Origin of the sequence: Citrobacter sp. MNAZ 1397 (assembly GCF_023613995.1) — a bacterium.
Lineage (GTDB): Bacteria > Pseudomonadota > Gammaproteobacteria > Enterobacterales > Enterobacteriaceae > Phytobacter > Phytobacter ursingii.
In genome coordinates, this window is sequence record NZ_JAKIVH010000001.1 from 2,233,347 (window position 1) to 2,254,755 (window position 21,409).

Here is a 21,409-nt window from a genome sequence, read left to right on the forward strand (position 1 = left end):
TGACGGCAAGCATCAGCAAAAACGGCATTTTCCAGATAAAGGATCATTGGCTGGCGTAAAAGCCTGAAACGGCAGTATGTTGTAACTATTTTTTAATCATTGATAAGAGACCGTGCGATGCAGAGAGCAGAGAATAGGTGAACGAAGACGACATATGCCTCAGCGCAAGGTTTCAATTAACCGGGTAAAGGCCGGGGTTGGCTGCCTGCGGTAGGGGTAGTAAAGATAATATTCCGAAAACGGTTCGCGCCAGTCCAGGACAGTGAGTTATCTGATGCCTCACGACTCGCTGTTTTGCAGGTTATCGCGACCCACCCCGCCAATAAACGGCGGACGTAACCGCAACGGCGTGAAATCCACTCCCATACTCAGACCAAGGACGTTAAGCTCAAATCCTTCTTCGGCCCCCAGGGTGATGCCCGCAACCCCCAGCAGTGACACCTGTATGCCGCGCCCGGACGGTGGTAAACCGACAGGATTGAGCAACGAGCGAAAATCTTTACCCACCGCATTAGCGGGCATATCCAGTTTCAGCGCAGGCACCTGGCGACCAATATGAGCAATGAACGTGTTGCTGTTTGGACCGGGCCAGGCGTGATAGGTATCCGGCCACGGCCAGGAGGCGATAGCCGCCTCAATCTGCGGGATCATCGCCTCGGCTTGCGCGCCGCGGTGTTCAACAAGCAGACGGGGTTTCGCCCCGTACCAGTAGCCATCCGGTGTATTGCGGTTACGCCGTACGTTTTCGCCGCCCCCCCAGCTTATAACCTCGTAGCGGTTGTATTCCGTTTCACCCGCGCGCTTAAAGACGATCCACGGATGGACGGCCACCACGCCTTTCCAGCCCCACGTCGGCGCGGCATAAACCTGAACAATCGCCAGTTGAGCATATTGCCGGGCATCGGGCGCCATGCCTAAGAATCGCGCCTGGCGGCCCACCACCCATCCTGCGCTCGCGATTCTCGCTGGTGCATTGCCTGAACAAGACTGGCAATAAGAGAGAGCACGATGATGCAAAGAATACACAGGCAAAGGGTTTTAATCGGGGTCATGACGATCTGCAATCAGAAGGGAATATTGGCGAGTCTGGTGAGTATACGTCGTTTTTTATATCGCGGTACGTCCTTAGCACATAACGCAAAAGCCCCCTCTTCCTCAGACGGGCCTGAATATGTTCGAACTTTCAGGCCCGATGGCAGTATCGCAAAACTAGTGCGACGTTCCTTGTGAACCGGAGCACACCAGTTGCCGACGTTTGATGTGGTACATCTCAATATTCGATTGCAAGAAGAAGCCCATTTCCCAGGGATTTTTGCGGATAAATGCCTCCCGAATGGTCTCATAGAGCGGGCTATCTGACGGCACCAGAGAGGCCTCGCCTTCCACAATGGTATAGTTCCATTCTATCGCGCGCTCAAACGTATAGTGAGCACGTTCATCCATGGCAAAAAAGCAGTGAGGATTACGTTTCAGCAGTCGGGATTTGAACATTTGCGGGAAGGTGATGAGGAAAATATCATCATCGACCGACGATAAAAACGCCAGCACCGTCGTGTGGGGCTGCTCGTTAGCCATCGTGATCAATACGCCCACTTTATTCACCGCATCTTTCGATTCAGGTTCAGGCATATCACGTAGCATGGTAAACGGCACGGGCAGTTCAGGCCTGTCATCAGCCGGGAACTGATACCCTTCTTCGCGGATCTCAAGCACGACGCTCATCCCGTGAATCAGTTGACATTCCCGTGGTACGACAACCACCCAGTCTTCTTCCTGGCTGATAACGCGGCCTTTATATGAGGCGCGGTATACGCTGATTTCCGCATCGAACTCATCAACACCCGAACGGTTATCCAGATGCAGGGTCACTAAGTCCCCTGCCGAAAATGTATGCCCTTTCGGAAAATAAACCCGCAGGCTGTTATCCGACTGAATATAAACACCGCAGACGTGGATAACCACGTTGTCCTGTTGGTAACCCGCTAATATGCCAAGCACCTGTTTACCAAGAAAGGTTGCCAGATTCATTTACGCCTTTTCCCTGTCCAGAGAGTTTCAGTGAAATTGTTATCGGCAACGTTTTGTTAAAGCATAATTTTTTTGTCAGTTGGGGCCAAATAGCTGTAGTGGACGCAGATCAGCACGCAAAAGGCGATGTATTCCAGATGTTCGCGCACAATGCCCCCGTCATGATCGCCATCGACAATCAGTACTCGGTTGGAGATTTTCTTGAGATCCTCATCGCTCCAGTTGGGCTGCGTCGCCCAAATATGGCTTATCTGATCAACAAAGGCATCGTACTGGCCCGGGGCTTTGGACAGCTTACGATATTCATTCCCTCCACTCGATATAGCTGATAAAGGTCGGGTTTTTCTCTGTATCAGGTTTCACACCGCTGGTTTTGGTGCCAGGGGCAAAGGAAAAAATGCGGTTTACCCGCGTCGGGTGGCGAATAGCCAGATTGGGAGGTCTACTGATTCCGTGAGACGAATCAATGATGATTACCCTCTGAATTTTGGCACACAATTCTTCACTCCCAAAATTCTGGTGCCGACACATCCCAGGCCACGCACTGATGCGTATTCTGGCAGAACTCATGTCCCGGACGGCCTTAAGTGAGGCGCCCCCAATTCTCCACAGTGAGATCAATATCCTCTCATTGCCGTATTTCAGTCAGTTGCTGAGCATCTGTCAGAGCTGATTCCTCGCTATCGTAAATCAGCAAATGCCCTGTATCGGGGATTTTCTGAAACGTTCGTTTATGTTACGGTATAGAATCAAAACATGCTTATTATTCTGTTTCAGAATAGTTCAAGGTTCTAATGGAAAATAAAATAACAAATCACAATATCCAGGCTTTGCGCGCTCTGGCAATACTGCTGGTAATCATACAACATCTACATAGACTCCCGGTTCCTGAATGGTTGATGTCAACTTATAGCTCTGCTTCATACTGGGGTGGCGTCGATATTTTCCTTGCGATCTCAGGTTTTTTAATGTGTAAAAGCCTGGATAATGAAATAAGAAAGCATGGAAGAACACATACAGCCTTTTATTATTTTTTCATGAAAAGAGTGTTTAGGTTAATCCCTGCATTATTAACATGGGCGATCATATGCATATTTATAGCATATCTAATATCCCCATATGGCAATGCTGGCATAGATAAATCAATAAACACATTCATATATTCATTGCTTGGCGTGTCAAACATATATTATTTTAATGAAACCACGCTAGGACACCCCTATGACCCATTGCTTTCTGTAACATGGTCTTTAAGCCTCGAGTGGCAGTTATATCTGGTGTTGTCTTTGCTTGCAATTGTCCTCAAAAAACCATTTTTCTGCCTATCTTTAATTGCGGTAATAATTTTCTCATCAATATTTTTACCCAATGGAGTAAATCATCAAGAAACTATTGGGTGGTGGATACGCCCGCAGGCATTCTTTTTGGGGTCTTTGTTATATCTACTCAATCATTTAATTAAGAAGATAGTGATAAATAAATTCCTTAACCTACTACTAGGTTGCACTGCTGTTTATTCCCTGGTTTTTTATACATCACTAGTCAGCCCCACATATAAACTCGCTTACGTGGGTATTCTCGGTGCGGCTATATTCATGCTCGTAGCGATAAACATGCCCCCATTTAAATCAAGATATCTCGATTGGATTGGTGACAGGTCATATAGCATCTACCTCTGCCATATTCCTGTGATGATTATAACACGATTATCCCTTGACCATTTACTTTCTGGCAGCATTTTTGCTGGCTCATCGATTTTGTACATAGCTGTTTTTTGTTTAATAACTGCGATCTTTTCAAATGCTAGTTATAAGTACATAGAGCAACCTTTCATAAACTTTTATAGAAGAAAGGAAGTTACAAAATAGTTAAGCCCCCAACTCACTAACAGGTTGGGGGTCTTAATAAAAAATCTCTTTAAAATAATTAGCCTGACTCTTTTGCTCGCCAGTTTTCGAGCGATGAAATACCAGACACTGGGATTACGTCCAAACGACTCAGCAGCGCACGATACTTTTCCCAGGCTGCGAGTAACGCAGAGTCTTGCGTTGCCAATATAAGTACTTCACAGAATGGCTGAGCACCCTTATCGGACGCTGATTTTTACTATTCCATGCATCAACTGCGATTATCTCCCGGCGCTTACTATTAGCATTTCGAACGAGAACAAGCCCGTCAGAGGGTAGTTCTGGTTTATCATCGTCACTTATCGCGTGTAGCCCCCGTAATTCTGGCAAGCGCGTTTTCGCCCACCAAAACCGTTGGCAGCAGGCACTGGTAATTTACAACAACAACCTGGGATTATTTATCCGTAAACCATTCAACAATCGGTGGCTTAAAGCTCTGCGCGCTGCTCAAAATGAACTGGATCGTCAACTGGACTCCGTATTCCACGATATTACGGTGTACGCGATTTCAGGCTTTGCAGTAAACAGCTGAGATAAACAGCTTTTCAGCGCTTACAAGACAGAAGGTCAGGTATTGGGTTACGACAGAAAGATTAAAATTTCCGCGTCTCGTAAGATGCTTTTTTGAGTGATGCAGAGAAAGATTGAGAGGGCTATGTTGAGAAATAAACTAACACTGTACCAGAAACCAGAAAAACAAAGGGCCTACCAAATGGTAGGCCCTTGTTTAATCTGGCGGAAGCGCAGAGATTCGAACTCTGGAACCCTTTCGGGTCGCCGGTTTTCAAGACCGGTGCCTTCAACCGCTCGGCCACACTTCCGGAATGAGGCGCACTATAAACATCCCCGATGCATCTGTAAAGCCCTGAAATGTTCATCTGCCTGAAAAACAATCAAAAGTGCGTTAATCGCCTGAAATAACAGCACCATGACCACTTTACAACCGTTTTTTTGCTACAGCACCTCAATGTTTTTTGATGTACATATCCTTCGTTAAATAATAGCCAAGTTTGTCCGGATCAAACCCGCCGACCCACGGCTTCACAAGATGCACACGGACATAATGGTAGACAGGAATCGCCGGAACATCTTGCCCAAGGATTTCTTCCGCCTGCTGATAATATTTGCTTCGCTGGGTGAGATCGCTCGCTTTGGCGGCATTGCGCAGAGCGTCATCGTAAGCCGGATTACTGTATTGCGAAGTATTCTCGCTGTCGCCCGTGCGGAAGTTGTTTAAAAAGGTTGCCGCATCATCATAGTCGGCATTCCAGGCATAGCGCACCAGATCGAAATGACCGGTATGCATGGCATCGAGCATCGTTTTCCATTCCTGGTTTTGCAGCTTCGCCTCTACCCCCAGATTTTTCTTCCACATCGAACTGACAGCGATGGCGATGCGCTGATGGGTTTCCATGGTGTTATAAAGCAGATTAAAAGACAGTGGATGCGCCTCATTAAACCCGGCGTCGTTAAGCAATCGCTTCGCTTCTGCAATCCGTTTTTCCTGTGGCCAGGCGGCATAGTCCGGTGCAGACAAGGTTACGCCACCGATTTCCGGCTGGCTGATTAACCAGGCCGGTCGCTGCCCCTGTCCCATCACCTTATCGGCAATAATATCTTTATCCAGCGCCATATTGAGCGCACGGCGCACCCGCGGATCGTTGAACGGTGCTTTTGTGGTATTAAATTCGTAGTAATAGGTCGCCAGCAGCGGCGAGACGCTGACCTGATCGCCCAGCGTCTTTTTCAACTGGGCAAACTGGTTCACTGGCACGGTGTAGGTAATGTCTATCTCGCCAGCTTTATAGCGGTTTACATCGGCAGTTTCAGAGGAGATGGGCAGATAGGTGACTTTATTCACCACCGTGGCGTCGTTGTCCCAGTAGCGCGGATTGCGTACCGCGACAATGCGCTCATTCACCACCCAGTCACTAAGCTTGTAGGCACCACTGGTCACAATATGCTCAGGCTTAGTCCATTTATCACCAAAACGGCTGATAAGTATTTTATCCAACGGCACCAGTGACGGGTGCCCCAACATCGCGAGGAAGGCGGATGTCGGCTGCGTGAGGCGTATCTCCAGCGTATTATCGTCCAGCGCCTTAACACCGAGCGTATCAGGCGTTTTCTTACCCAAAGCAATGTCGGCAGCATTTTCGATATGCATATTGCCGGGATAGCTGGCATAGGGTGACGCGGTTTTCGGATCGACAAGTCGCTGCCAGCTCCAGACGAAATCTTTCGCGGTAATGGCCGTTCCATCAGACCATGTTACGTTGGGGCGCAGATGAAACACCCACACCGTATTGTCTTTATTTTCCCATGATTGCGCCAGACGGGGCTCAACAGAGCCATCTTTCTTTACCGCCACAAGGCCATCGAATAAATCTCTGATAATGCCGAATTCGACATCGCTTTCTACTTTATGCGGATCGAGGGATGCAGGTTCACTGCCATTGTTACGCACCAGTTCCTGCTGAGCCGCCAGCTCTGTTCCTGCGGGGACTGTCGCTGCGTTTAACGACGCGGAGGCGCTCATAATGCCTAACGTTAAGGCGCTAAGGGTCATGCGGGTAAAATATCGTGATTTCATCTTTTTCGCCCTGATTATATTCCTGATGACGACGCGACTTCTTTCTTAGCGCGCTACAGTCATCAGGGCAATATTTTTCAGTGACATATAAGACACTGGTATGGTTATTTTCTTCAAATGCGCACTTATGCTTAATATTTGAACATTTGTAGTATATTTAACCAAATGGATTAACTTGCTTTTTGAGTAAAGATGGGTAAAACAACTTTGTAAGGAAACGGGGATTTCCTATCCTCGACGTTTAATGACATCTGTTATGTTAAAAGAGAGTGCCTCATGGATCGTATTATTACCTCCTCGCGCGACCGTACATCGTTGCTTAGCACCCATAAGGTGCTGCGCAATACCTATTTCTTACTGAGCCTGACGCTGGCCTTTTCCGCCATCACCGCAACGGCAAGTACTGTACTGATGCTGCCGTCTCCGGGTCTGATTTTGACGCTGGTGGGCATGTATGGACTGATGTTCCTGACGTATAAAACGGCGAACTCACCGGCGGGTATTTTTTCTGCTTTCGCCTTTACCGGTTTCCTGGGTTATATCCTGGGCCCCATCCTTAACGCGTATCTTTCTGCGGGCATGGGCGATATCATCGGCCTGGCGCTGGGGGGAACCGCGCTGGTGTTCTTCTGTTGCTCGGCGTATGTACTGACAACACGTAAAGACATGTCCTTCCTCGGCGGTATGCTGATGGCAGGTATCGTGGTCGTGCTGGTCGGAATGGTTGCCAATATCTTCCTGCAACTGCCGGCGCTGCATCTGGCCATTAGCGCAGTCTTCATCCTGATTTCTTCAGGCGCCATCCTGTTCGAAACCAGCAATATCATTCACGGCGGCGAGACAAACTATATTCGTGCTACCGTGAGCCTGTATGTATCGCTCTACAATATCTTTGTAAGCCTGCTGAGCATCCTGGGCTTCGCCAGCCGCGACTAGTCGCATTGACGTGCATGATAAGGCCCCGCTTATGCGGGGCTTTGTTTTTTGCTACACTCCCCCGCGTTATTGACTGACCTTGCGAACGACCATGATCTTTGACGGTAAAGAAATTGAAACCGATAGCGAAGGCTATCTGAAAGATACGACTCTATGGAGTGAAGCACTGGCGTCGGCGATTGCCGAAAATGAAGGTATCACCCTCGCAGAAGAGCACTGGGAAGTGGTGCGCTTTGTGCGCGAGTTTTATCTGGAATTCAATACGTCGCCCGCTATCCGCATGCTGGTAAAAGCGATGGCTAACAAATTTGGTGAAGAAAAAGGCAACAGCCGTTATCTGTATCGCCTCTTCCCTAAAGGACCGGCAAAGCAGGCAACAAAAATTGCTGGCCTGCCAAAACCAGTCAAGTGCATTTAATAGCGAATGCCAAAATTCGTCCATTCTCTGCCGGGTTGATGAGGCTCTGTTAAAACCTTTTCAACCCTGGCGCTACGCGGCCCGCCCGCTTTCAGCCAGGTAATCAGCGCTTCCACTTTCTCGTTATTACCACAGGCGACAACCTCTACGCTGCCGTCGTCCATATTGCGCGCGTAGCCGGTTAACCCCAGGCGCTGCGCCTCACGTTGCGTGCTATAACGAAACCCAACGCCCTGGACCATGCCATGAACCCAGCATATTACGCAATGCGATGTTGTCTCGTTCGTCATAGTGACCTCCTCTAACGCACAATCAGTCTCTTTTTTAATAATAGAAACGTTAATCATCAGCGTACAGTTTTGGGTAAACATCCATAATGTTCTCTGAATCTGGCGGTAAAACGCGAACCCGAAAGATATCCACACCGGGAGGCGATTTCACCAATGGGCAAGGTGGTCGATTGTAATTGTGACAATGCAAGCGACATGCGAACCTCCTCGACAATTTGCCGGTAGCTTTGAGATTCACCTTTAAGCCGTCTGCGTAAAGTGGATTCGCCGACAGCAAGTTGCCCTGCTATCTCCTGCACACTCCAGTTCTTTGCCGGAGACAGCATGACAATTTGTCGCACCTGTTCGGTCAGGCTAAAGCGACGCTCAATAAGAAGTGGCCCCGCCATCCCCTCTTCAAGCAGTGCCAGTAATAGCCCCATCGCCTGATGTTTTTGTAATTTTTCCGCTAAATTATGGCGAACCGCATGCAATAAATTGTCCCACATAAATGTCAGGCCATTACTCAGAGGTGCGCAGACGGACGCAGACCTGGCAGCAGGAAAATCGCGTACATATTGCGTTTTAAATTCTGCGAGCAGGTCTGGCGATAACAATAATAAATCGGAACGAAACTGCCCCTGCACAGGCTGATTAATGATTTCGAGGGCGGTATTCGCCGGAATGATAATAAGCTCATCAGGTGTGGCGACAACCCGATTCTCTTCCTGGATAATAACCTTGCTTCCCTGGGTAATATGGCAAAGGGCAGCGCTGAAAAGCTTTACACGATGCAGACGATGCATATGGTTTGAACGGACTTCTGCCGCCGTTAACGTTTTATGCTGAAACTGAACTGTCTGCACCGCGTCACCTTTATCTTCCGTATGTGGCTGTTAAATTTGCTTTCGCTATGACGTTACTGTTGAGCATGTAGCCAACCAAAGCGCCGCTTGCATTACTATCAATAGGCAGTTTATCAGTACTTAACGCCCATACGGTGAATTGATACGGATGCGGCTTATCGCCAACGGGCGGACACGCGCCACCAAAGCCCGCATAACCATAATCGTTTCGTCCCTGAACTGCCCCGGCGGGCAACGTATGGCTCTGTGCTTCTCCCGCGCCTGTGGGCAGTGTCTGTATCTGCGCCGGTATATTCACTACTGTCCAGTGCCACCAGCCACTGCCCGTTGGGGCTGCGGGATCATAGACGGTCACAGCAAAACTTTTGGTCCCTGCAGGTGGATTATGCCAGCTCAACTGCGGTGATTTATTGCCGCCATGACAGCCAAATCCGGCAAAAACATGTTGTTGTGATAAGCGATGGTTCTGAATATCCGCACTACTGAGGCTAAATGTCTCCTTCGCAAAAGCATTGACGCTCCCGGCGGCCAAAATAGCTAAAATAGTGAAGGTCATTTTTTTCATTGTATTTCCTCGCTGACGTTGAGGAAGACAATTTAAGGTTTAGCGTTCATGAACGTTGTGCCTGAACGTTTTGATTTTGTGCCGAAACGCTCACCCCTTCAGGCTGGTGCCTGGTCCGGGCATGTGTGCTACCCTACGCGCCGTTTAATTATCAAGAGCCGGGCCGATATCCCCGGTTAATATTGACGTTCGTCAGAGGTTCCCCGGTATGACCGAATCTACAAGTGCAAGGTTTCCCCGTTTAGTGTTAGCCAAAGGGCGCGAGAAGTCCTTGCTGCGCCGCCATCCCTGGGTGTTCTCCGGCGCCGTAAGCCGTATGGAAGGAAAAGCCCGTCTCGGTGAGACTATCGACATCGTCGATGCGCAGGGAAAATGGCTGGCGCGCGGCGCCTTTTCGCCAGAGTCACAAATTCGTGCTCGCGTCTGGACTTTCGACAAAAACGAGGTCATTGACATCGCGTTCTTCACTCGCCGCCTGCAGCAGGCACAGCAATGGCGCGACTGGCTGGCACAACGCGACGGGCTGGACAGCTATCGCCTCATCGCAGGTGAATCCGATGGATTACCCGGTGTCACCATCGACCGCTTCGGCAATTTCCTGGTGCTACAGTTGCTGAGCGCGGGTGCAGAATATCAGCGTGCAGCCATCATCTCTGCGCTGCAGACGCTCTACCCGCAATGCTCCATCTATGATCGCAGCGATGTCGCAGTACGTAAAAAAGAAGGTCTGGAGCTCGCACAGGGTCCGGTTGTGGGTGAATTGCCGCCGGAACTGCTGCCTATCGAAGAAAATGGCATGAAACTGTATGTCGATATCAAGGCCGGCCACAAAACCGGATACTACCTCGATCAGCGCGACAGTCGCCTGGCGACCCGCCGTTATGTCGCCGACAAACGCGTCCTTAACTGTTTCTCTTACACCGGCGGTTTCGCCGTGTCTGCACTGATGGGCAATTGCCGTCAGGTGGTGAGCGTGGACACCTCACAGGAAGCACTGGATGTTGCCAGAAAGAACGTTGAGTTAAACCAGCTTGACCTCAGCAAGGCTGACTTCATCCGTGATGACGTTTTCAAACTGTTGCGCAAATTTCGCGATCAGGGCGAGAAGTTTGATGTCATCGTCATGGATCCGCCAAAATTCGTGGAAAATAAAAGTCAGCTGCAGGGCGCGTGCCGTGGCTATAAAGATATCAACATGCTTGCTATCCAGTTGTTGAATCCTGGCGGCGTGTTGCTGACGTTCTCCTGCTCTGGCCTGATGACCACAGATTTATTTCAGAAAATCATCGCCGACGCCGCAATAGATGCTGGTCGTGATGTACAATTTATAGAGCAGTTCCGTCAGGCCGCCGATCACCCGGTGATCGCTCCCTACCCGGAAGGACTGTACCTGAAAGGGTTTGCCTGTCGCGTCATGTAACTTGATTTTTGGAGCCTCGCCCGCATATCTGGGTTATGTACAGGTTCCCGGGAGGTGACAATGATTGCCAGCAAATACGGTATTGGTCAGCAGGTTCGCCACTCGCTGCTGGGCTACCTTGGCGTAGTGGTGGATATTGACCCTGAGTATTCACTCGACGAACCATCAGTTGACGAACTGGCGGTGAACGATGAACTACGGGCTGCGCCCTGGTACCATGTGGTGATGGAAGATGATGACGGCCAGCCGGTTCATACCTATCTGGCCGAAGCGCAGTTAACCAGCGAGATCCAGCAAGAACATCCTGAACAACCTTCGATGGATGAGCTGGCGCGGACGATCCGCAGGCAACTACAGGCCCCGCGCCTGCGTAACTGACAACACCCCGCGCTGCGGGGTGTTTTTATTTTGCGAGTCCTAAACGCGGGATTTCAATAGCAGGACATCTGTCCATCACAACTTTTAGTCCAGCCTCACAGGCCAGCACGGCGGCCTGTTCGTTGATGACGCCAAGTTGCATCCACAATGTTTTTGCGCCGATGGCAATAGCCTCCTGAGCAACCCCCCATGCCGCTTCGGAATTACGGAATACGTCAACCATATCCACCTTTTCCGGCACGTCAGCCAGCGTGGCATATCCTTGCTGTCCCAGAAGCGTTTCCCCCGCTACTTTCGGCGATACCGGAATAACATGGTAGCCCTGGTCAAGCAGATATTTCATGACGCGGTAACTCGGTCGGTCAGGTTTGTCACTCGCCCCCACCAGCGCGATGGTACGTGTCGATTTCAGGATCTCGGCGATATCGGTCTCTTTCATGGTTTCCTCCTGCGGTTTTCCAAAGTGTATGCCAAACATTCCGCTACAACCATGTATCCCATACAGAAGTATGAGTGCGAGAACAGGTTATATGTCTATAAGTTAATAAATATATTGAAAGGTGAATTAGCAAAGAGATCATGGGAGCGCGCAATGAAGTGCGGGTGGAAAGTATTCATTATCACGTGTTTGATACCGGTTAATGTACTGGCCACATCGCTTCGTCTGTCGGGCGATATTGATTTGTTAGTCCTTGATGGCAAAAAGGTATCCAGCTCACTGCTGCGTGGGGCGGAAAGTATTGAACTGGAAAACGGGGTTCATCAGGTGGTATTCCGGGTTGAAAAAAATGTGGAGCCCGGGAATCGCGAACCCCGGCTCTTTATTTCTGTACCACTGATTGCCACCTTTGATACACAGCGCATAAGCCAGGTGAACTTCAACCTTCCCGCTATCGACACGCAAAAGGCAGCCGAGTTATTTAATGCCACGCCTCATCTGGCTTTGCTGGATGGTAACGCCACACCGATTCCGGTGAAACTCGATATTCTTGAGATCAGTGCAAACGCGAAAGTCATTGACTACGAACGTGAGACAGAGCAATACAATAAAGCAGGGAAATATGCTTCGCTACCCAAATTTGCGACGATAGTGGCCGATGACAGCGCTTTGCTCTCCGGCGCCTCCGAACTGGACACCCCACAGACGCACTCACAAACGCTCACAGAGCAGCGGTTAAAATTCTGGTACCAGCAGGCCGATCCGCAAACCCGCGACCGTTTTATGCAATGGATCAGGCAACAACCCCCGTCATGATCCGCGCCAGTTAACATTACGCGCATTAGCCCATAATTTTTTACGCCATTCTCTTGCAGCATCAGGCGCTTCCAGTAATCTGTAGCGAAATTACATTAACGGAATCGGATTATGGAACTCACAACACGTTCGTTACCCGTGCGTAAGCACATCGCACTGGTTGCGCATGACCACTGCAAGCAGATGCTGATGACATGGGTTGAACGCCATCAGCCCAAACTGGCCAATCATGTGCTCTATGCCACCGGGACAACCGGAAACTTAATTCAGCGCGCTACCGGTCTTGAAGTGAATGCCATGTTGAGCGGCCCGATGGGCGGTGACCAGCAGGTTGGCGCACTCATCTCGGAAGGGAAAATTGATGTGCTGATTTTCTTCTGGGATCCGCTGAATGCAGTACCACATGACCCGGATGTTAAGGCGCTGCTGCGTCTTGCGACCGTGTGGAATATTCCGGTGGCTACGAACCTTTCCACCGCTGATTTCATTATCCAGTCACCCGGTTTCGCGGAAAGCGTGGAAATTCTGATTCCGGATTACCAGCGCTACCTCGCTGAACGTCTGAAGTAATCTTTTGCAGGCGGCTTAAGCCGCCTGTTTTCAGGGTTTTCTCGCCACCGGCACATTAAGCTGCCTGAGCGCCTCAACGAATCGCGACGGGTTTTCTTTATCAAACAGCAGCCATACGCGCTTACGTGGTCGCGTAATGGCGACATACAACAAGCGACGCTCTTCGGCGTCAGGGAAGTCCTCCGGCACCGGCAACAACGCCTGCTCCATAATGGATTCACGGGCGGGAGCCGGAAAACCGTCCTGCCCTTCATGTAAACCCAGCACAATGACATACTCCGCCTGCTGCCCTTTACTGGCATGAATAGTCATAAAATCGAGCTGCAGGTTGGGCCACCGGGTGGCGGCTTTATCCAGACTGGCGGGTTTGCCATGGTGATAACGCGCCAGTACCAGAATGCGATCTTCCGGCGTGGCATAGCCGCTGAGCTTATCAAGAAGCGCATCCAGTTGGTCCACCGCCAGCAATGTCACCGCGTTTTTATCGCCGGCGCTCAGGCTGTTCAGGGGTTTATTGAGCTGATGGGGGTTCTGCTGAATAAATCCATTTGCGACTTCGCCAATGCGTGTGTTAAAGCGATAGGTGGTATCCAGCGCGCAGAGATCGCCTTCGCCAAAATAGTCATGAAACGCGGTGGTCAGAGATAATTGCGCGCCGCTGAAACGGTAAATAGCCTGCCAGTCATCACCGACCGCAAACAAGGTGGTATGTGAGTTTTGTCGCCGTAATGCCGCCAACAGCGCAGCGCGTTGCGGTGAGATATCCTGAAACTCATCCACCAGGATATGCTTCCAGGGGCTGACAAAACGTCCTTTATCCAGCACGTTAATCGCCTGATGAATTAATCCGGAAAAATCGACGGCGTTTTCCGCTTTAAGCGCGGTTTTCCAGGCTTTCAACAGAGGTGCCATTAGTTTGACCCGCTTGCTGAAAAGCGTGCGTACCTCTTCCGGCGCCGAATCTATCATTTCACTCTGGCTGCCACCATGCATGCGCATCAGGCTAACCCAGCGATCCAGTCGGGTACCCATTCGACGCTGTATTTTTTCATCATTCCAGAAACTGCCTTCCGGAAGCGTCCACTGCAACTCCTCTTCCAGCCACTGTCGCCAGCCTTTAGCCTGCGCTTTTTTCTCTGCACACTGGGTTTGCCAGGCTTTCAGCAAGAGCGCTTGTCGCGCCCGGGTATCGTTCTCAAGATTGCTAATCTCAGGCGCTTTTTTACCACCCTGCTGGATGATGTATAACGCCAGCGCATGAAACGTGCGGGCAGTGATGTCATCCGTGTGCAATCGCTCACGAATGCGCTCATCCATTTCTTGCGCGGCTTTTCGGCCAAAGGCTAACAGCAGTATCTGATCCGCTGCCGCCTCGCCGCGAAGCAACAACCAGCCTGCACGCGCTACCAGAACCGAGGTTTTACCACTGCCTGCCCCGGCGAGCACCAGCAGCGCGTTTTCACCATTGACCACTGCCCTTGCCTGCGCCGGGTTGAGCGGAGAGCTTTCGATGTTTTTGAAAAATGTCTCGTACTGAACCAGCATTTTGTCGGTCCAGTCTTGATTATGTTTCGCCCGGCCAGTCTCGGTATCTTTTAACCAGGCCTGGCACTGCCGCCACAGATCCCGGCAGTTACTAAAAGACTCAAGGCGGCTGGTGGGGACAGGCAACGCATCGAATGCCTGGCGAAGTTGTTTCTGAACACCTTTAAGCTGCGCGCGAGTGAGCCATTTTTCCTGATCCATACGCCCGGAAATGTCCGCGAGTTGTTCAGAGAGCACTCTCGCAGCCACCTCGCTCATCTCCGCGCTCCAGGTCACCCAACGATCATTCAGATGCTGATAAAAACGCTGAGTTTCATTCCATTCAGTACCGTGCAAACGAACGACTTTATTATCTGCGAGAACGAATTCCAGTTCGCCCCATACCAGGCCACGCTTGCACTCGATTGCCAGCAACTGATTAAAGGGAATAAGGTATTCATGTCGATCGCCTGAAACCTTCACGCCCGCATTGAGGATGACCACTCGATCATATGGATGCTGCGCCAGCCGCTTTCCCAATGAAGTCGCTTTTAGTTCCATCACACATCCTTTTTCAGCTTATGACTGTGATTGCCAGTTTAACCGCCAGAGAATACGTGCTCCAGCCCAAAAAATCGTTACAATTGTCAGGTCAATTCCCTGACAGAATAGCATTGAGGTAATATGCGTACCGTTCTGAATATACTGAACTTTGTCCTTGGCGGTTTTGCCACCACTCTTGGCTGGCTACTGGCAACCATTTTGAGTGTTGTCCTGGTTATTACCCTGCCGCTTACACGCTCCTGTTGGGAAATCACTAAACTTTCGCTTATCCCCTGGGGCAATGAAGCTGTGCATGTCGATGAGCTGAACCCTGATAGTAAAAATACCCTCATGAATGCTGGCGGGACCGTGCTCAACATTCTCTGGTTCGTGCTCTTTGGCTGGTGGCTCTGCGTGATGCACATTGTGGCAGGTATTACTCAGTGCATCACTATCATCGGAATCCCGGTCGGTATCGCCAATTTTAAGATTGCGGCAATCGCCATATGGCCGGTTGGTCGCCGTGTTGTGTCGGTTGAAGTGGCCCGTGCCGCGCGCGAAGCCAATGCCCGCCGTCGTTTCCCGTAAACGAGTCACGAATACTATGCTAAGCCCCCTTCTTCGCCGGTACACCTGGAATAGTGCCTGGCTTTATAACATTCGAATCTTCCTTGCGCTGAGTGGAACAGCGGCCTTGCCATGGCTGCTTGGCGACGCGAAACTGACGATTCCTTTAACCCTGGGCGTTGTTGCCGCGGCGCTGGCGGATCTCGATGATCGTCTGACCGGCCGTCTACGCAATTTAATCATTACCCTGATTTCTTTTTTTATCGCCTCGGCATCGGTCGAGCTTTTATTCCCCTGGCCGTGGTTATTTGCCATTGGGCTTATCACGTCGACCATTGGGTTTATTTTGTTGGGAGGGCTGGGGCAACGCTACGCCACCATTGCGTTTGGCGCATTGCTTATCGCCATTTATACAATGCTTGGCACCACGTTATATACCGCATGGTATCAGCAGCCTCTTTTGCTTCTGGCGGGCGCCATCTGGTTTAACGTGTTGACGCTGGTCGGGCACCTCGTTTTCCCTATCCGTCCGCTACAGGATAATCTGGCTCGCTGTTACGAGCAGTTATCTCAGTATCTGGAGCTCAAAGCGCGGCTGTTTGATCCAGATATCGAGGAGGAAAGCCAGGCCCCGCTTTATGAGCTGGCTTTAGCCAACGGTCAGCTGGTGTCAACACTAAACCAGACCAAAGCGTCACTATTAACCCGCCTTCGCGGCGATCGCGGACAACGGGGAACCCGGCGTACGTTGCATTACTATTTTGCCGCACAGGATATTCATGAACGCGCCAGTTCTTCTCATATACAGTACCAGGCACTGAGGGAACATTTTCGCTACAGCGATGTGATGTTCCGTTTTCAGCGGTTGATCACTTTGCAATCTCAGGCCTGCTCCAGGCTCGCTCACGCCATCCTGCTTCGTACACCTTACCAGCATGACCACCGCTTCGAGCGTGCATTTATACACCTTGATGCAGCGCTAGATCGCATTCGTGCCAGCGGTACAACTTCGGCTGAACAACTGAAAGCATTGGGGTTTTTACTCGATAATCTTCGCGCTATCGACGCACAATTGGCGAGTATAGAGTCCGGACAACCGCCAACGCCGCAGAGAAACGAAACAGAAAACTTACTGGCAGATGATAGCCTGCATGGACTGAGCGATATCTGGCTGCGTTTACGCAATAACCTTACACCGGAATCGGCACTGTTTCGCCATGCTGTGCGGATGTCTGTTGTACTGTGTGCAGGCTACGCCATCATCCAAATTACCGGTCTGCATCACGGATACTGGATTCTGCTCACCAGTCTGTTTGTCTGCCAGCCTAACTATAACGCCACGCGCCACCGTCTCACGCTGCGTATCGTCGGAACCATTGCAGGAATCGCCCTCGGCCTTCCCGTACTCTATTTTGTTCCCTCGCAGGAAGGGCAGTTGATACTAATCGTCGTTACGGGCGTACTTTTTTTCGCCTTTCGTCTTGTACAATACGCGCAGGCCACTATGTTCATCACATTGCTGGTGCTGCTGTGCTTTAATTTGCTTGGTGAAGGTTTTGAAGTTGCCATACCACGAGTGATTGATACCCTCATCGGGTGCGCCATCGCCTGGGCGGCGGTGAGTTTTATCTGGCCTGACTGGCGTTTTCGTAATCTGGCACGTGTGACTGAGCAAGCATTCAATGCCAATTGTCGTTATCTGGATGCGATTCTTGAACAATATCATCAGGGCCGCGACAACCGCCTGGCGTACCGTGTTGCCCGCAGAAACGCCTATAACAGAGACGCCGAGCTGGCGTCGGTAGTTTCCAATATGGCGTCAGAACCTGGCGCCACACCTGAATTGCGTGAAGTAGCATTTCGTTTACTTTGCCTGAATCATACCTGTACCAGCTATATCTCTGCCCTTGGCGCACATCGCGAACAACTTACCCACCCTGCCATCCTTCGTTTGCTGGATGATGCGGTCTGTTATGTTGATGACGCCCTTCACCACCAGCCCGCTGATGAAGAGCGCGTCCAGTCAACGCTGGCAGATTTGTCGCGACGCATTAAGCATCTTGAGCCACGACCTGACAGCAAAGAGCCACTTGTATTGCAACAAATAGGATTACTTATCGCACTTCTGCCAGAAATGTGCCGTTTACAGCGGCAGATCATGACCTGACTATCCTGTTTTTATTTCTGGCCAATCTCGTGGTACCAGTCGATTAACTCCTGGCGTCTCAACGCCGGGAGTGCGGCTTCGTGCAGACCGATGATCGCACCTTCCAGGCCCAGGAGTACCTTGATGCCCATGTGTTTGTTCATCGCCTTCAAACGCAACCAACACGCTTTGGCACCCAGTTGTCGCAGCATATGTTCGTCCGGTATACCGGCATCGAAAAGCATCATCTCAAGTTGGAAGTTCATGTTTGGTAGATCCTTAAGACGATGAGGCGTATCGCGCGCCGTTTTTTCCTGCCGGGCCGCCGCGAGTGATTGCGATGAAAGCCGCAACAGTGTTGGCAAGTCACGCCAGAGATGCTCATCAACAAAGTAGTAGTTAAGGGAAACGGCGCGACCACGCTTCTGGATTGTCAGAAGGGGTGAACGTGTTGTTACCCGATACTGGGCACTCTCCTCGCAGGCACGCAGGTATAATTCACCCTCTGAAATCATCGCAAACACCGTGTTGTCTATCGATAAACTGTAGCCGCCAAAATGCGCGCGAAAGCGAATTTTTCCCAAAGGCGCGAGGTATTCCCGTGACTGATAGATCCTTTGATACGATATGTTTTTCATGATTATTCCCTTGTAAATCATGGAGTAAAAACATTAATTCTGTTAACCGATCCGCTACAGAGGAACATAGGCAAGTGCGCGCAACACGGCAAGAAAATTTTGCGGCTTCATCGCAATACAAGACAAAATTGCGAGATGCTTTCAGAAAATGAGGTTGATCTTTGAACGTCCAGGGGTTACTGTATGTTTATACAGTAACTAACAGGGCTGGGTTGATCATGTACCATTCATTAAACCGTGCAAATCGTTCAACACAATTTCTTTCCGCACACAGCGCAGGGGCCGTTGAGGCTTCTACGGGTCTGGTCAGTGAAGTTGTTTATCGCGAAGATCAGCCCGGCATGACGCAATTGCTGCTGTTGCCGTTATTACAGCAATTGGGTCAACAATCGCGCTGGCAGCTCTGGTTAACGCCGCAACAAAAATTAAGCCGTGAATGGGTGTTGTCTGCAGGCCTGCCGCTGACCAAAGTTATGCAAATCAGCCAACTGTCTCCCTGCCTCACTCTGGAATCTATGATTCGCGCATTACGTACCGGTAACTATAGCGTTGTGATTGGCTGGCATGCCGAAGAATTAACCGAAGACGAACATCACCGTCTGGCTTTAGCAGCAGAAGAAGGGAACGCAATTGGCTTCGTGATGCGGCCAGTACAATGCAATCCTCTCGCTGCGAGACAGCATTCGGGGATAAAAATTCACTCAAATTTGTATCATTGAGTAAAATTAAGATAAATCCTGGTATTATTTTTCTGTCTGACAAGCATTGCCGTGTAATCAGCGAAATACGCCGCCAACGCCCGATTCAGGCGACTTGCAAGGCAACTGTATTGGCGAATAGTTCCGCAAAAGTGTTAAATATTGTGTATACAAAGCCTTTTTTTTCATATGCCTGACGGACTTCACACTTGTAAGTTTCCAACTACGTTGTAGACTTTACATCGCCAGGGGTGCTCGGCATAAGCCAAAGATATCGTGAAGATATCTCTATAGGGACTGATGAGCAATGCCCCCGGTGAAGGATTTAACCGTGACTTCTCATCGAGATTTTCATGGCGATTTTTGGATGATAACGAGGCGCAAAAAATGAAAAAGACAGCTATCGCGATTGCAGTGGCACTGGCTGGTTTCGCTACCGTAGCGCAGGCCGCTCCGAAAGATAATACCTGGTATGCAGGTGGCAAACTGGGCTGGTCTCAGTTCCACGACACCGGCTTCATCCCGAACGACGGCCCGACCCATTCAAGTCAGCTTGGTGCAGGTGCGTTCGGTGGCTATCAGGTTAACCCGTACGTTGGTTTTGAAATGGGTTACGACTGGTTAGGTCGTATGCCGTACAAAGGCGACACTGTAAACGGTGCGTTCAAAGCTCAAGGCGTACAGCTGACCGCTAAACTGGGTTACCCGATCACTGACGATCTGGATATCTACACCCGTCTGGGCGGCATGGTATGGCGTGCAGACGCTAAAGCTAACGTCCCTGGCGCTGACGCTCACTTCAAAGACCACGACACCGGTGTTTCCCCGGTATTCGCTGGTGGCCTTGAGTGGGCTGTTACCCGTGATATCGCTACCCGTCTGGAATACCAGTGGGTTAACAACATCGGTGATGCAAACACCGTTGGTACCCGTCCGGACAACGGCATGCTGAGCGTAGGTGTTTCCTACCGTTTCGGCCAGCAGGAAGAAGCAGCGCCGGTAGTAGCGCCTGCTCCGGCTCCGGCTCCGGAAGTACAGACCAAGCACTTCACTCTGAAGTCTGACGTTCTGTTCAACTTCAACAAAGCAACCCTGAAACCGGAAGGTCAGCAGGCACTGGATCAGCTGTATGGTCAGCTGAGCAACCTGGATCCGAAAGACGGTTCCGTAGTGGTTCTGGGCTTCACCGACCGTATCGGTTCTGACGCTTACAACCAGGGTCTGTCTGAGAAACGTGCTCAGTCCGTTGTTGATTACCTGATTTCTAAAGGTATCCCGGCGAACAAAATCTCCGCACGTGGCATGGGCAAATCCCAGCCGGTTACTGGCAGCACCTGTGACAACGTGAAAGCGCGCCCTGCGCTGATCGATTGCCTGGCGCCGGACCGTCGCGTAGAAATCGAAGTTCGTGGCAGCAAAGACGTTGTAACTCAGCCTCAGGCTTAAGTTCACGTGCTGTAAAAAAACCCCGCATCGCGGGGTTTTTTATTGCCGGTAATAAACCGCATTTGCACAGAAAATCACTCTTTGCCTAAAAGCGCCTGCAAATCCTGTTTAAGTGAGGACATGGTCGTGGCGTATTTTTCTTTATGCTCAGCATCCTCGATCAACTGCACAATGGTCTCGGAAAGGGTTTTCCCCCGACGCTGTGCCAGCGCTGCCAGACGTTGCCAGACAACAAACTCCAGATCGATTGATTTCTTACGCGTATGCTGATGCTCAGCATTAAAATGCCGCTTGCGCCGCGCCCGGATGGTCTGCTTCATGCGGTTCATGAGAGACGGATTAATATGCTGCTCAATCCAGGCATTAACCTGTACGGGTTCATTTTCGAGGGTTAGCAATAAATCGACGGCATCTTTGGCCGCGCTGGCTTCGATATATCTTGTAATAAGCTCACCTTCCCGGTGTTTTTTCACCAGATACTTCCATTTCCAGCCGCTTTCAAGATTTTCCAGTTGTTGATATTTCATTGCGATCTCAACGTTACCGTGTAACTCTGTTCAGAATATCAGTTTTTTCTTGCTCTGCTGAAAAGAAATCACATTCTGTCTATTCCAACAACACATCTGCAACGGGAAAACGAGT

Annotated in this window: 21 protein-coding genes, 1 tRNA gene and 1 pseudogene; 12 read left to right on the top strand and 11 right to left on the bottom strand. The window is 50.4% G+C overall.

Going from position 1 to position 21,409, the window contains the following annotated elements; translation table 11 throughout:
• Positions 1–279: 279 nt before the first annotated feature.
• A pseudogene (locus L2097_RS10530) lies at positions 280–1,052 on the bottom strand (DUF3750 domain-containing protein).
• Positions 1,053–1,209: 157 nt separating this feature from the next.
• Positions 1,210–2,028, bottom strand: coding sequence for a hypothetical protein (locus L2097_RS10535; RefSeq protein WP_250352798.1), 819 nt, complete (start codon positions 2,026–2,028; stop codon positions 1,210–1,212).
• On the opposite strand from L2097_RS10535, the gene L2097_RS10540 reads away from it, so the two are divergent.
• The gene (locus L2097_RS10540; RefSeq protein ID WP_250352799.1) at positions 2,016–2,357 is read left to right on the top strand and encodes a hypothetical protein; all 342 of its coding nucleotides are present in this window, start codon (positions 2,016–2,018) and stop codon (positions 2,355–2,357) included. The two genes, L2097_RS10535 and L2097_RS10540, sit on opposite strands and share 13 nt — an antisense overlap.
• Before the next feature lie 465 nt (positions 2,358–2,822).
• Positions 2,823–3,896 carry an acyltransferase family protein gene (locus tag L2097_RS10545; RefSeq protein WP_250352800.1) on the top strand — a complete coding sequence of 358 codons (1,074 nt, stop codon included), beginning with the start codon at positions 2,823–2,825 and terminating at the stop codon, positions 3,894–3,896.
• A 772-nt stretch (positions 3,897–4,668) separates the two neighbouring features.
• Here the strand turns inward: L2097_RS10545 and L2097_RS10550 are convergent.
• Together L2097_RS10550 and L2097_RS10555 are read right to left on the bottom strand one after the other, a co-directional pair.
• Positions 4,669–4,756, bottom strand: a tRNA-Ser gene (locus L2097_RS10550).
• A gap of 143 nt (positions 4,757–4,899) precedes the next feature.
• Positions 4,900–6,528 carry an ABC transporter substrate-binding protein gene (locus tag L2097_RS10555; RefSeq protein WP_250352801.1) on the bottom strand — a complete coding sequence of 543 codons (1,629 nt, stop codon included), beginning with the start codon at positions 6,526–6,528 and terminating at the stop codon, positions 4,900–4,902.
• Between the two features lie 276 nt (positions 6,529–6,804).
• On the opposite strand from L2097_RS10555, the gene yccA reads away from it, so the two are divergent.
• Together yccA and tusE are read left to right on the top strand one after the other, a co-directional pair.
• On the top strand, positions 6,805–7,464 hold the full coding sequence (gene yccA / locus L2097_RS10560) for an FtsH protease modulator YccA (protein WP_085006039.1): 660 nt from the start codon (positions 6,805–6,807) through the stop codon (positions 7,462–7,464).
• A gap of 91 nt (positions 7,465–7,555) precedes the next feature.
• A complete protein-coding gene (gene tusE / locus L2097_RS10565) occupies positions 7,556–7,882 on the top strand; it encodes a sulfurtransferase TusE (RefSeq protein ID WP_047370988.1) in 327 nt (108 codons plus the stop codon).
• Here the strand turns inward: tusE and yccX are convergent.
• The 3 genes from yccX to L2097_RS10580 form a co-directional block, all read right to left on the bottom strand.
• The gene (gene yccX, locus L2097_RS10570; protein WP_047370989.1) at positions 7,879–8,172 is read right to left on the bottom strand and encodes an acylphosphatase; all 294 of its coding nucleotides are present in this window, start codon (positions 8,170–8,172) and stop codon (positions 7,879–7,881) included. The genes tusE and yccX overlap by 4 nt on opposite strands.
• A gap of 56 nt (positions 8,173–8,228) precedes the next feature.
• A complete protein-coding gene (locus tag L2097_RS10575) occupies positions 8,229–8,957 on the bottom strand; it encodes a helix-turn-helix transcriptional regulator (protein WP_120785457.1) in 729 nt (242 codons plus the stop codon).
• 70 nt (positions 8,958–9,027) lie between these two features.
• Entirely contained in the window at positions 9,028–9,573 is a 546-nt protein-coding gene (locus L2097_RS10580) for a kinase inhibitor (protein WP_502799308.1), read from the bottom strand.
• A gap of 217 nt (positions 9,574–9,790) precedes the next feature.
• Between L2097_RS10580 and rlmI the strand changes: the two genes are divergently transcribed.
• Positions 9,791–11,002, top strand: a complete 1,212-nt coding sequence (rlmI, locus tag L2097_RS10585) for a 23S rRNA (cytosine(1962)-C(5))-methyltransferase RlmI (protein ID WP_085006037.1) — start codon at positions 9,791–9,793, stop codon at positions 11,000–11,002.
• A 60-nt stretch (positions 11,003–11,062) separates the two neighbouring features.
• The gene (hspQ, locus tag L2097_RS10590; protein WP_039078594.1) at positions 11,063–11,380 is read left to right on the top strand and encodes a heat shock protein HspQ; all 318 of its coding nucleotides are present in this window, start codon (positions 11,063–11,065) and stop codon (positions 11,378–11,380) included.
• A 25-nt stretch (positions 11,381–11,405) separates the two neighbouring features.
• Here hspQ and L2097_RS10595 read toward each other — a convergent pair whose 3' ends face one another.
• On the bottom strand, positions 11,406–11,819 hold the full coding sequence (locus L2097_RS10595; protein WP_047370993.1) for a CoA-binding protein: 414 nt from the start codon (positions 11,817–11,819) through the stop codon (positions 11,406–11,408).
• A gap of 153 nt (positions 11,820–11,972) precedes the next feature.
• On the opposite strand from L2097_RS10595, the gene csgI reads away from it, so the two are divergent.
• Both csgI and mgsA read left to right on the top strand, forming a co-directional pair.
• Complete coding sequence (gene csgI, locus L2097_RS10600; RefSeq protein ID WP_250352803.1) at positions 11,973–12,635, top strand: curli synthesis inhibitor; 663 nt, start codon at positions 11,973–11,975, stop codon at positions 12,633–12,635.
• A gap of 111 nt (positions 12,636–12,746) precedes the next feature.
• Positions 12,747–13,205: a methylglyoxal synthase gene (gene mgsA, locus L2097_RS10605; RefSeq protein WP_039078592.1), complete on the top strand. Its 459-nt coding sequence runs from the start codon at positions 12,747–12,749 to the stop codon at positions 13,203–13,205.
• A gap of 30 nt (positions 13,206–13,235) precedes the next feature.
• On the opposite strand, the gene helD is transcribed toward mgsA, so the two are convergent.
• On the bottom strand, positions 13,236–15,290 hold the full coding sequence (gene helD, locus L2097_RS10610) for a DNA helicase IV (protein ID WP_250352804.1): 2,055 nt from the start codon (positions 15,288–15,290) through the stop codon (positions 13,236–13,238).
• Between the two features lie 123 nt (positions 15,291–15,413).
• On the opposite strand from helD, the gene L2097_RS10615 reads away from it, so the two are divergent.
• Positions 15,414–15,860, top strand: a complete 447-nt coding sequence (locus tag L2097_RS10615; RefSeq protein WP_047370996.1) for a YccF domain-containing protein — start codon at positions 15,414–15,416, stop codon at positions 15,858–15,860.
• 16 nt (positions 15,861–15,876) lie between these two features.
• The gene (gene yccS, locus L2097_RS10620; RefSeq protein WP_250352805.1) at positions 15,877–18,006 is read left to right on the top strand and encodes a YccS family putative transporter; all 2,130 of its coding nucleotides are present in this window, start codon (positions 15,877–15,879) and stop codon (positions 18,004–18,006) included.
• Between the two features lie 11 nt (positions 18,007–18,017).
• Here the strand turns inward: yccS and L2097_RS10625 are convergent, their stop codons facing one another.
• On the bottom strand, positions 18,018–18,623 hold the full coding sequence (locus L2097_RS10625) for a TfoX/Sxy family DNA transformation protein (RefSeq protein WP_047370998.1): 606 nt from the start codon (positions 18,621–18,623) through the stop codon (positions 18,018–18,020).
• 218 nt (positions 18,624–18,841) lie between these two features.
• On the opposite strand from L2097_RS10625, the gene sulA reads away from it, so the two are divergent.
• Positions 18,842–19,342: an SOS-induced cell division inhibitor SulA gene (gene sulA / locus L2097_RS10630; RefSeq protein ID WP_047370999.1), complete on the top strand. Its 501-nt coding sequence runs from the start codon at positions 18,842–18,844 to the stop codon at positions 19,340–19,342.
• 366 nt (positions 19,343–19,708) lie between these two features.
• Positions 19,709–20,767, top strand: a complete 1,059-nt coding sequence (gene ompA / locus L2097_RS10635) for a porin OmpA (RefSeq protein ID WP_047371000.1) — start codon at positions 19,709–19,711, stop codon at positions 20,765–20,767.
• 74 nt (positions 20,768–20,841) lie between these two features.
• On the opposite strand, the gene matP is transcribed toward ompA, so the two are convergent.
• Complete coding sequence (gene matP / locus L2097_RS10640) at positions 20,842–21,294, bottom strand: macrodomain Ter protein MatP (RefSeq protein WP_047371001.1); 453 nt, start codon at positions 21,292–21,294, stop codon at positions 20,842–20,844.
• Positions 21,295–21,409 lie beyond the last annotated feature (115 nt).

Excerpts from the sequence above, each read along its gene's own strand:
- ompA (WP_047371000.1), top strand. The coding sequence starts at position 19,709 with ATGAAAAAGACAGCTATCGCGATTGCAGTGGCACTGGCTGGTTTCGCT.
- mgsA (WP_039078592.1), top strand. The coding sequence starts at position 12,747 with ATGGAACTCACAACACGTTCGTTACCCGTGCGTAAGCACATCGCACTG.
- L2097_RS10545 (WP_250352800.1), top strand. The coding sequence starts at position 2,823 with ATGGAAAATAAAATAACAAATCACAATATCCAGGCTTTGCGCGCTCTG.
- csgI (WP_250352803.1), top strand. The coding sequence starts at position 11,973 with ATGAAGTGCGGGTGGAAAGTATTCATTATCACGTGTTTGATACCGGTT.
- yccA (WP_085006039.1), top strand. The coding sequence starts at position 6,805 with ATGGATCGTATTATTACCTCCTCGCGCGACCGTACATCGTTGCTTAGC.
- hspQ (WP_039078594.1), top strand. The coding sequence starts at position 11,063 with ATGATTGCCAGCAAATACGGTATTGGTCAGCAGGTTCGCCACTCGCTG.
- rlmI (WP_085006037.1), top strand. The coding sequence starts at position 9,791 with ATGACCGAATCTACAAGTGCAAGGTTTCCCCGTTTAGTGTTAGCCAAA.
- L2097_RS10625 (WP_047370998.1), bottom strand. The coding sequence starts at position 18,623 with ATGAAAAACATATCGTATCAAAGGATCTATCAGTCACGGGAATACCTC.
- tusE (WP_047370988.1), top strand. The coding sequence starts at position 7,556 with ATGATCTTTGACGGTAAAGAAATTGAAACCGATAGCGAAGGCTATCTG.
- sulA (WP_047370999.1), top strand. The coding sequence starts at position 18,842 with ATGTACCATTCATTAAACCGTGCAAATCGTTCAACACAATTTCTTTCC.
- yccX (WP_047370989.1), bottom strand. The coding sequence starts at position 8,172 with ATGACGAACGAGACAACATCGCATTGCGTAATATGCTGGGTTCATGGC.
- L2097_RS10555 (WP_250352801.1), bottom strand. The coding sequence starts at position 6,528 with ATGAAATCACGATATTTTACCCGCATGACCCTTAGCGCCTTAACGTTA.
- L2097_RS10535 (WP_250352798.1), bottom strand. The coding sequence starts at position 2,028 with ATGAATCTGGCAACCTTTCTTGGTAAACAGGTGCTTGGCATATTAGCG.
- L2097_RS10615 (WP_047370996.1), top strand. The coding sequence starts at position 15,414 with ATGCGTACCGTTCTGAATATACTGAACTTTGTCCTTGGCGGTTTTGCC.
- matP (WP_047371001.1), bottom strand. The coding sequence starts at position 21,294 with ATGAAATATCAACAACTGGAAAATCTTGAAAGCGGCTGGAAATGGAAG.
- helD (WP_250352804.1), bottom strand. The coding sequence starts at position 15,290 with ATGGAACTAAAAGCGACTTCATTGGGAAAGCGGCTGGCGCAGCATCCA.
- L2097_RS10575 (WP_120785457.1), bottom strand. The coding sequence starts at position 8,957 with ATGCATCGTCTGCATCGTGTAAAGCTTTTCAGCGCTGCCCTTTGCCAT.
- yccS (WP_250352805.1), top strand. The coding sequence starts at position 15,877 with ATGCTAAGCCCCCTTCTTCGCCGGTACACCTGGAATAGTGCCTGGCTT.
- L2097_RS10595 (WP_047370993.1), bottom strand. The coding sequence starts at position 11,819 with ATGAAAGAGACCGATATCGCCGAGATCCTGAAATCGACACGTACCATC.
- L2097_RS10580 (WP_502799308.1), bottom strand. The coding sequence starts at position 9,573 with ATGACCTTCACTATTTTAGCTATTTTGGCCGCCGGGAGCGTCAATGCT.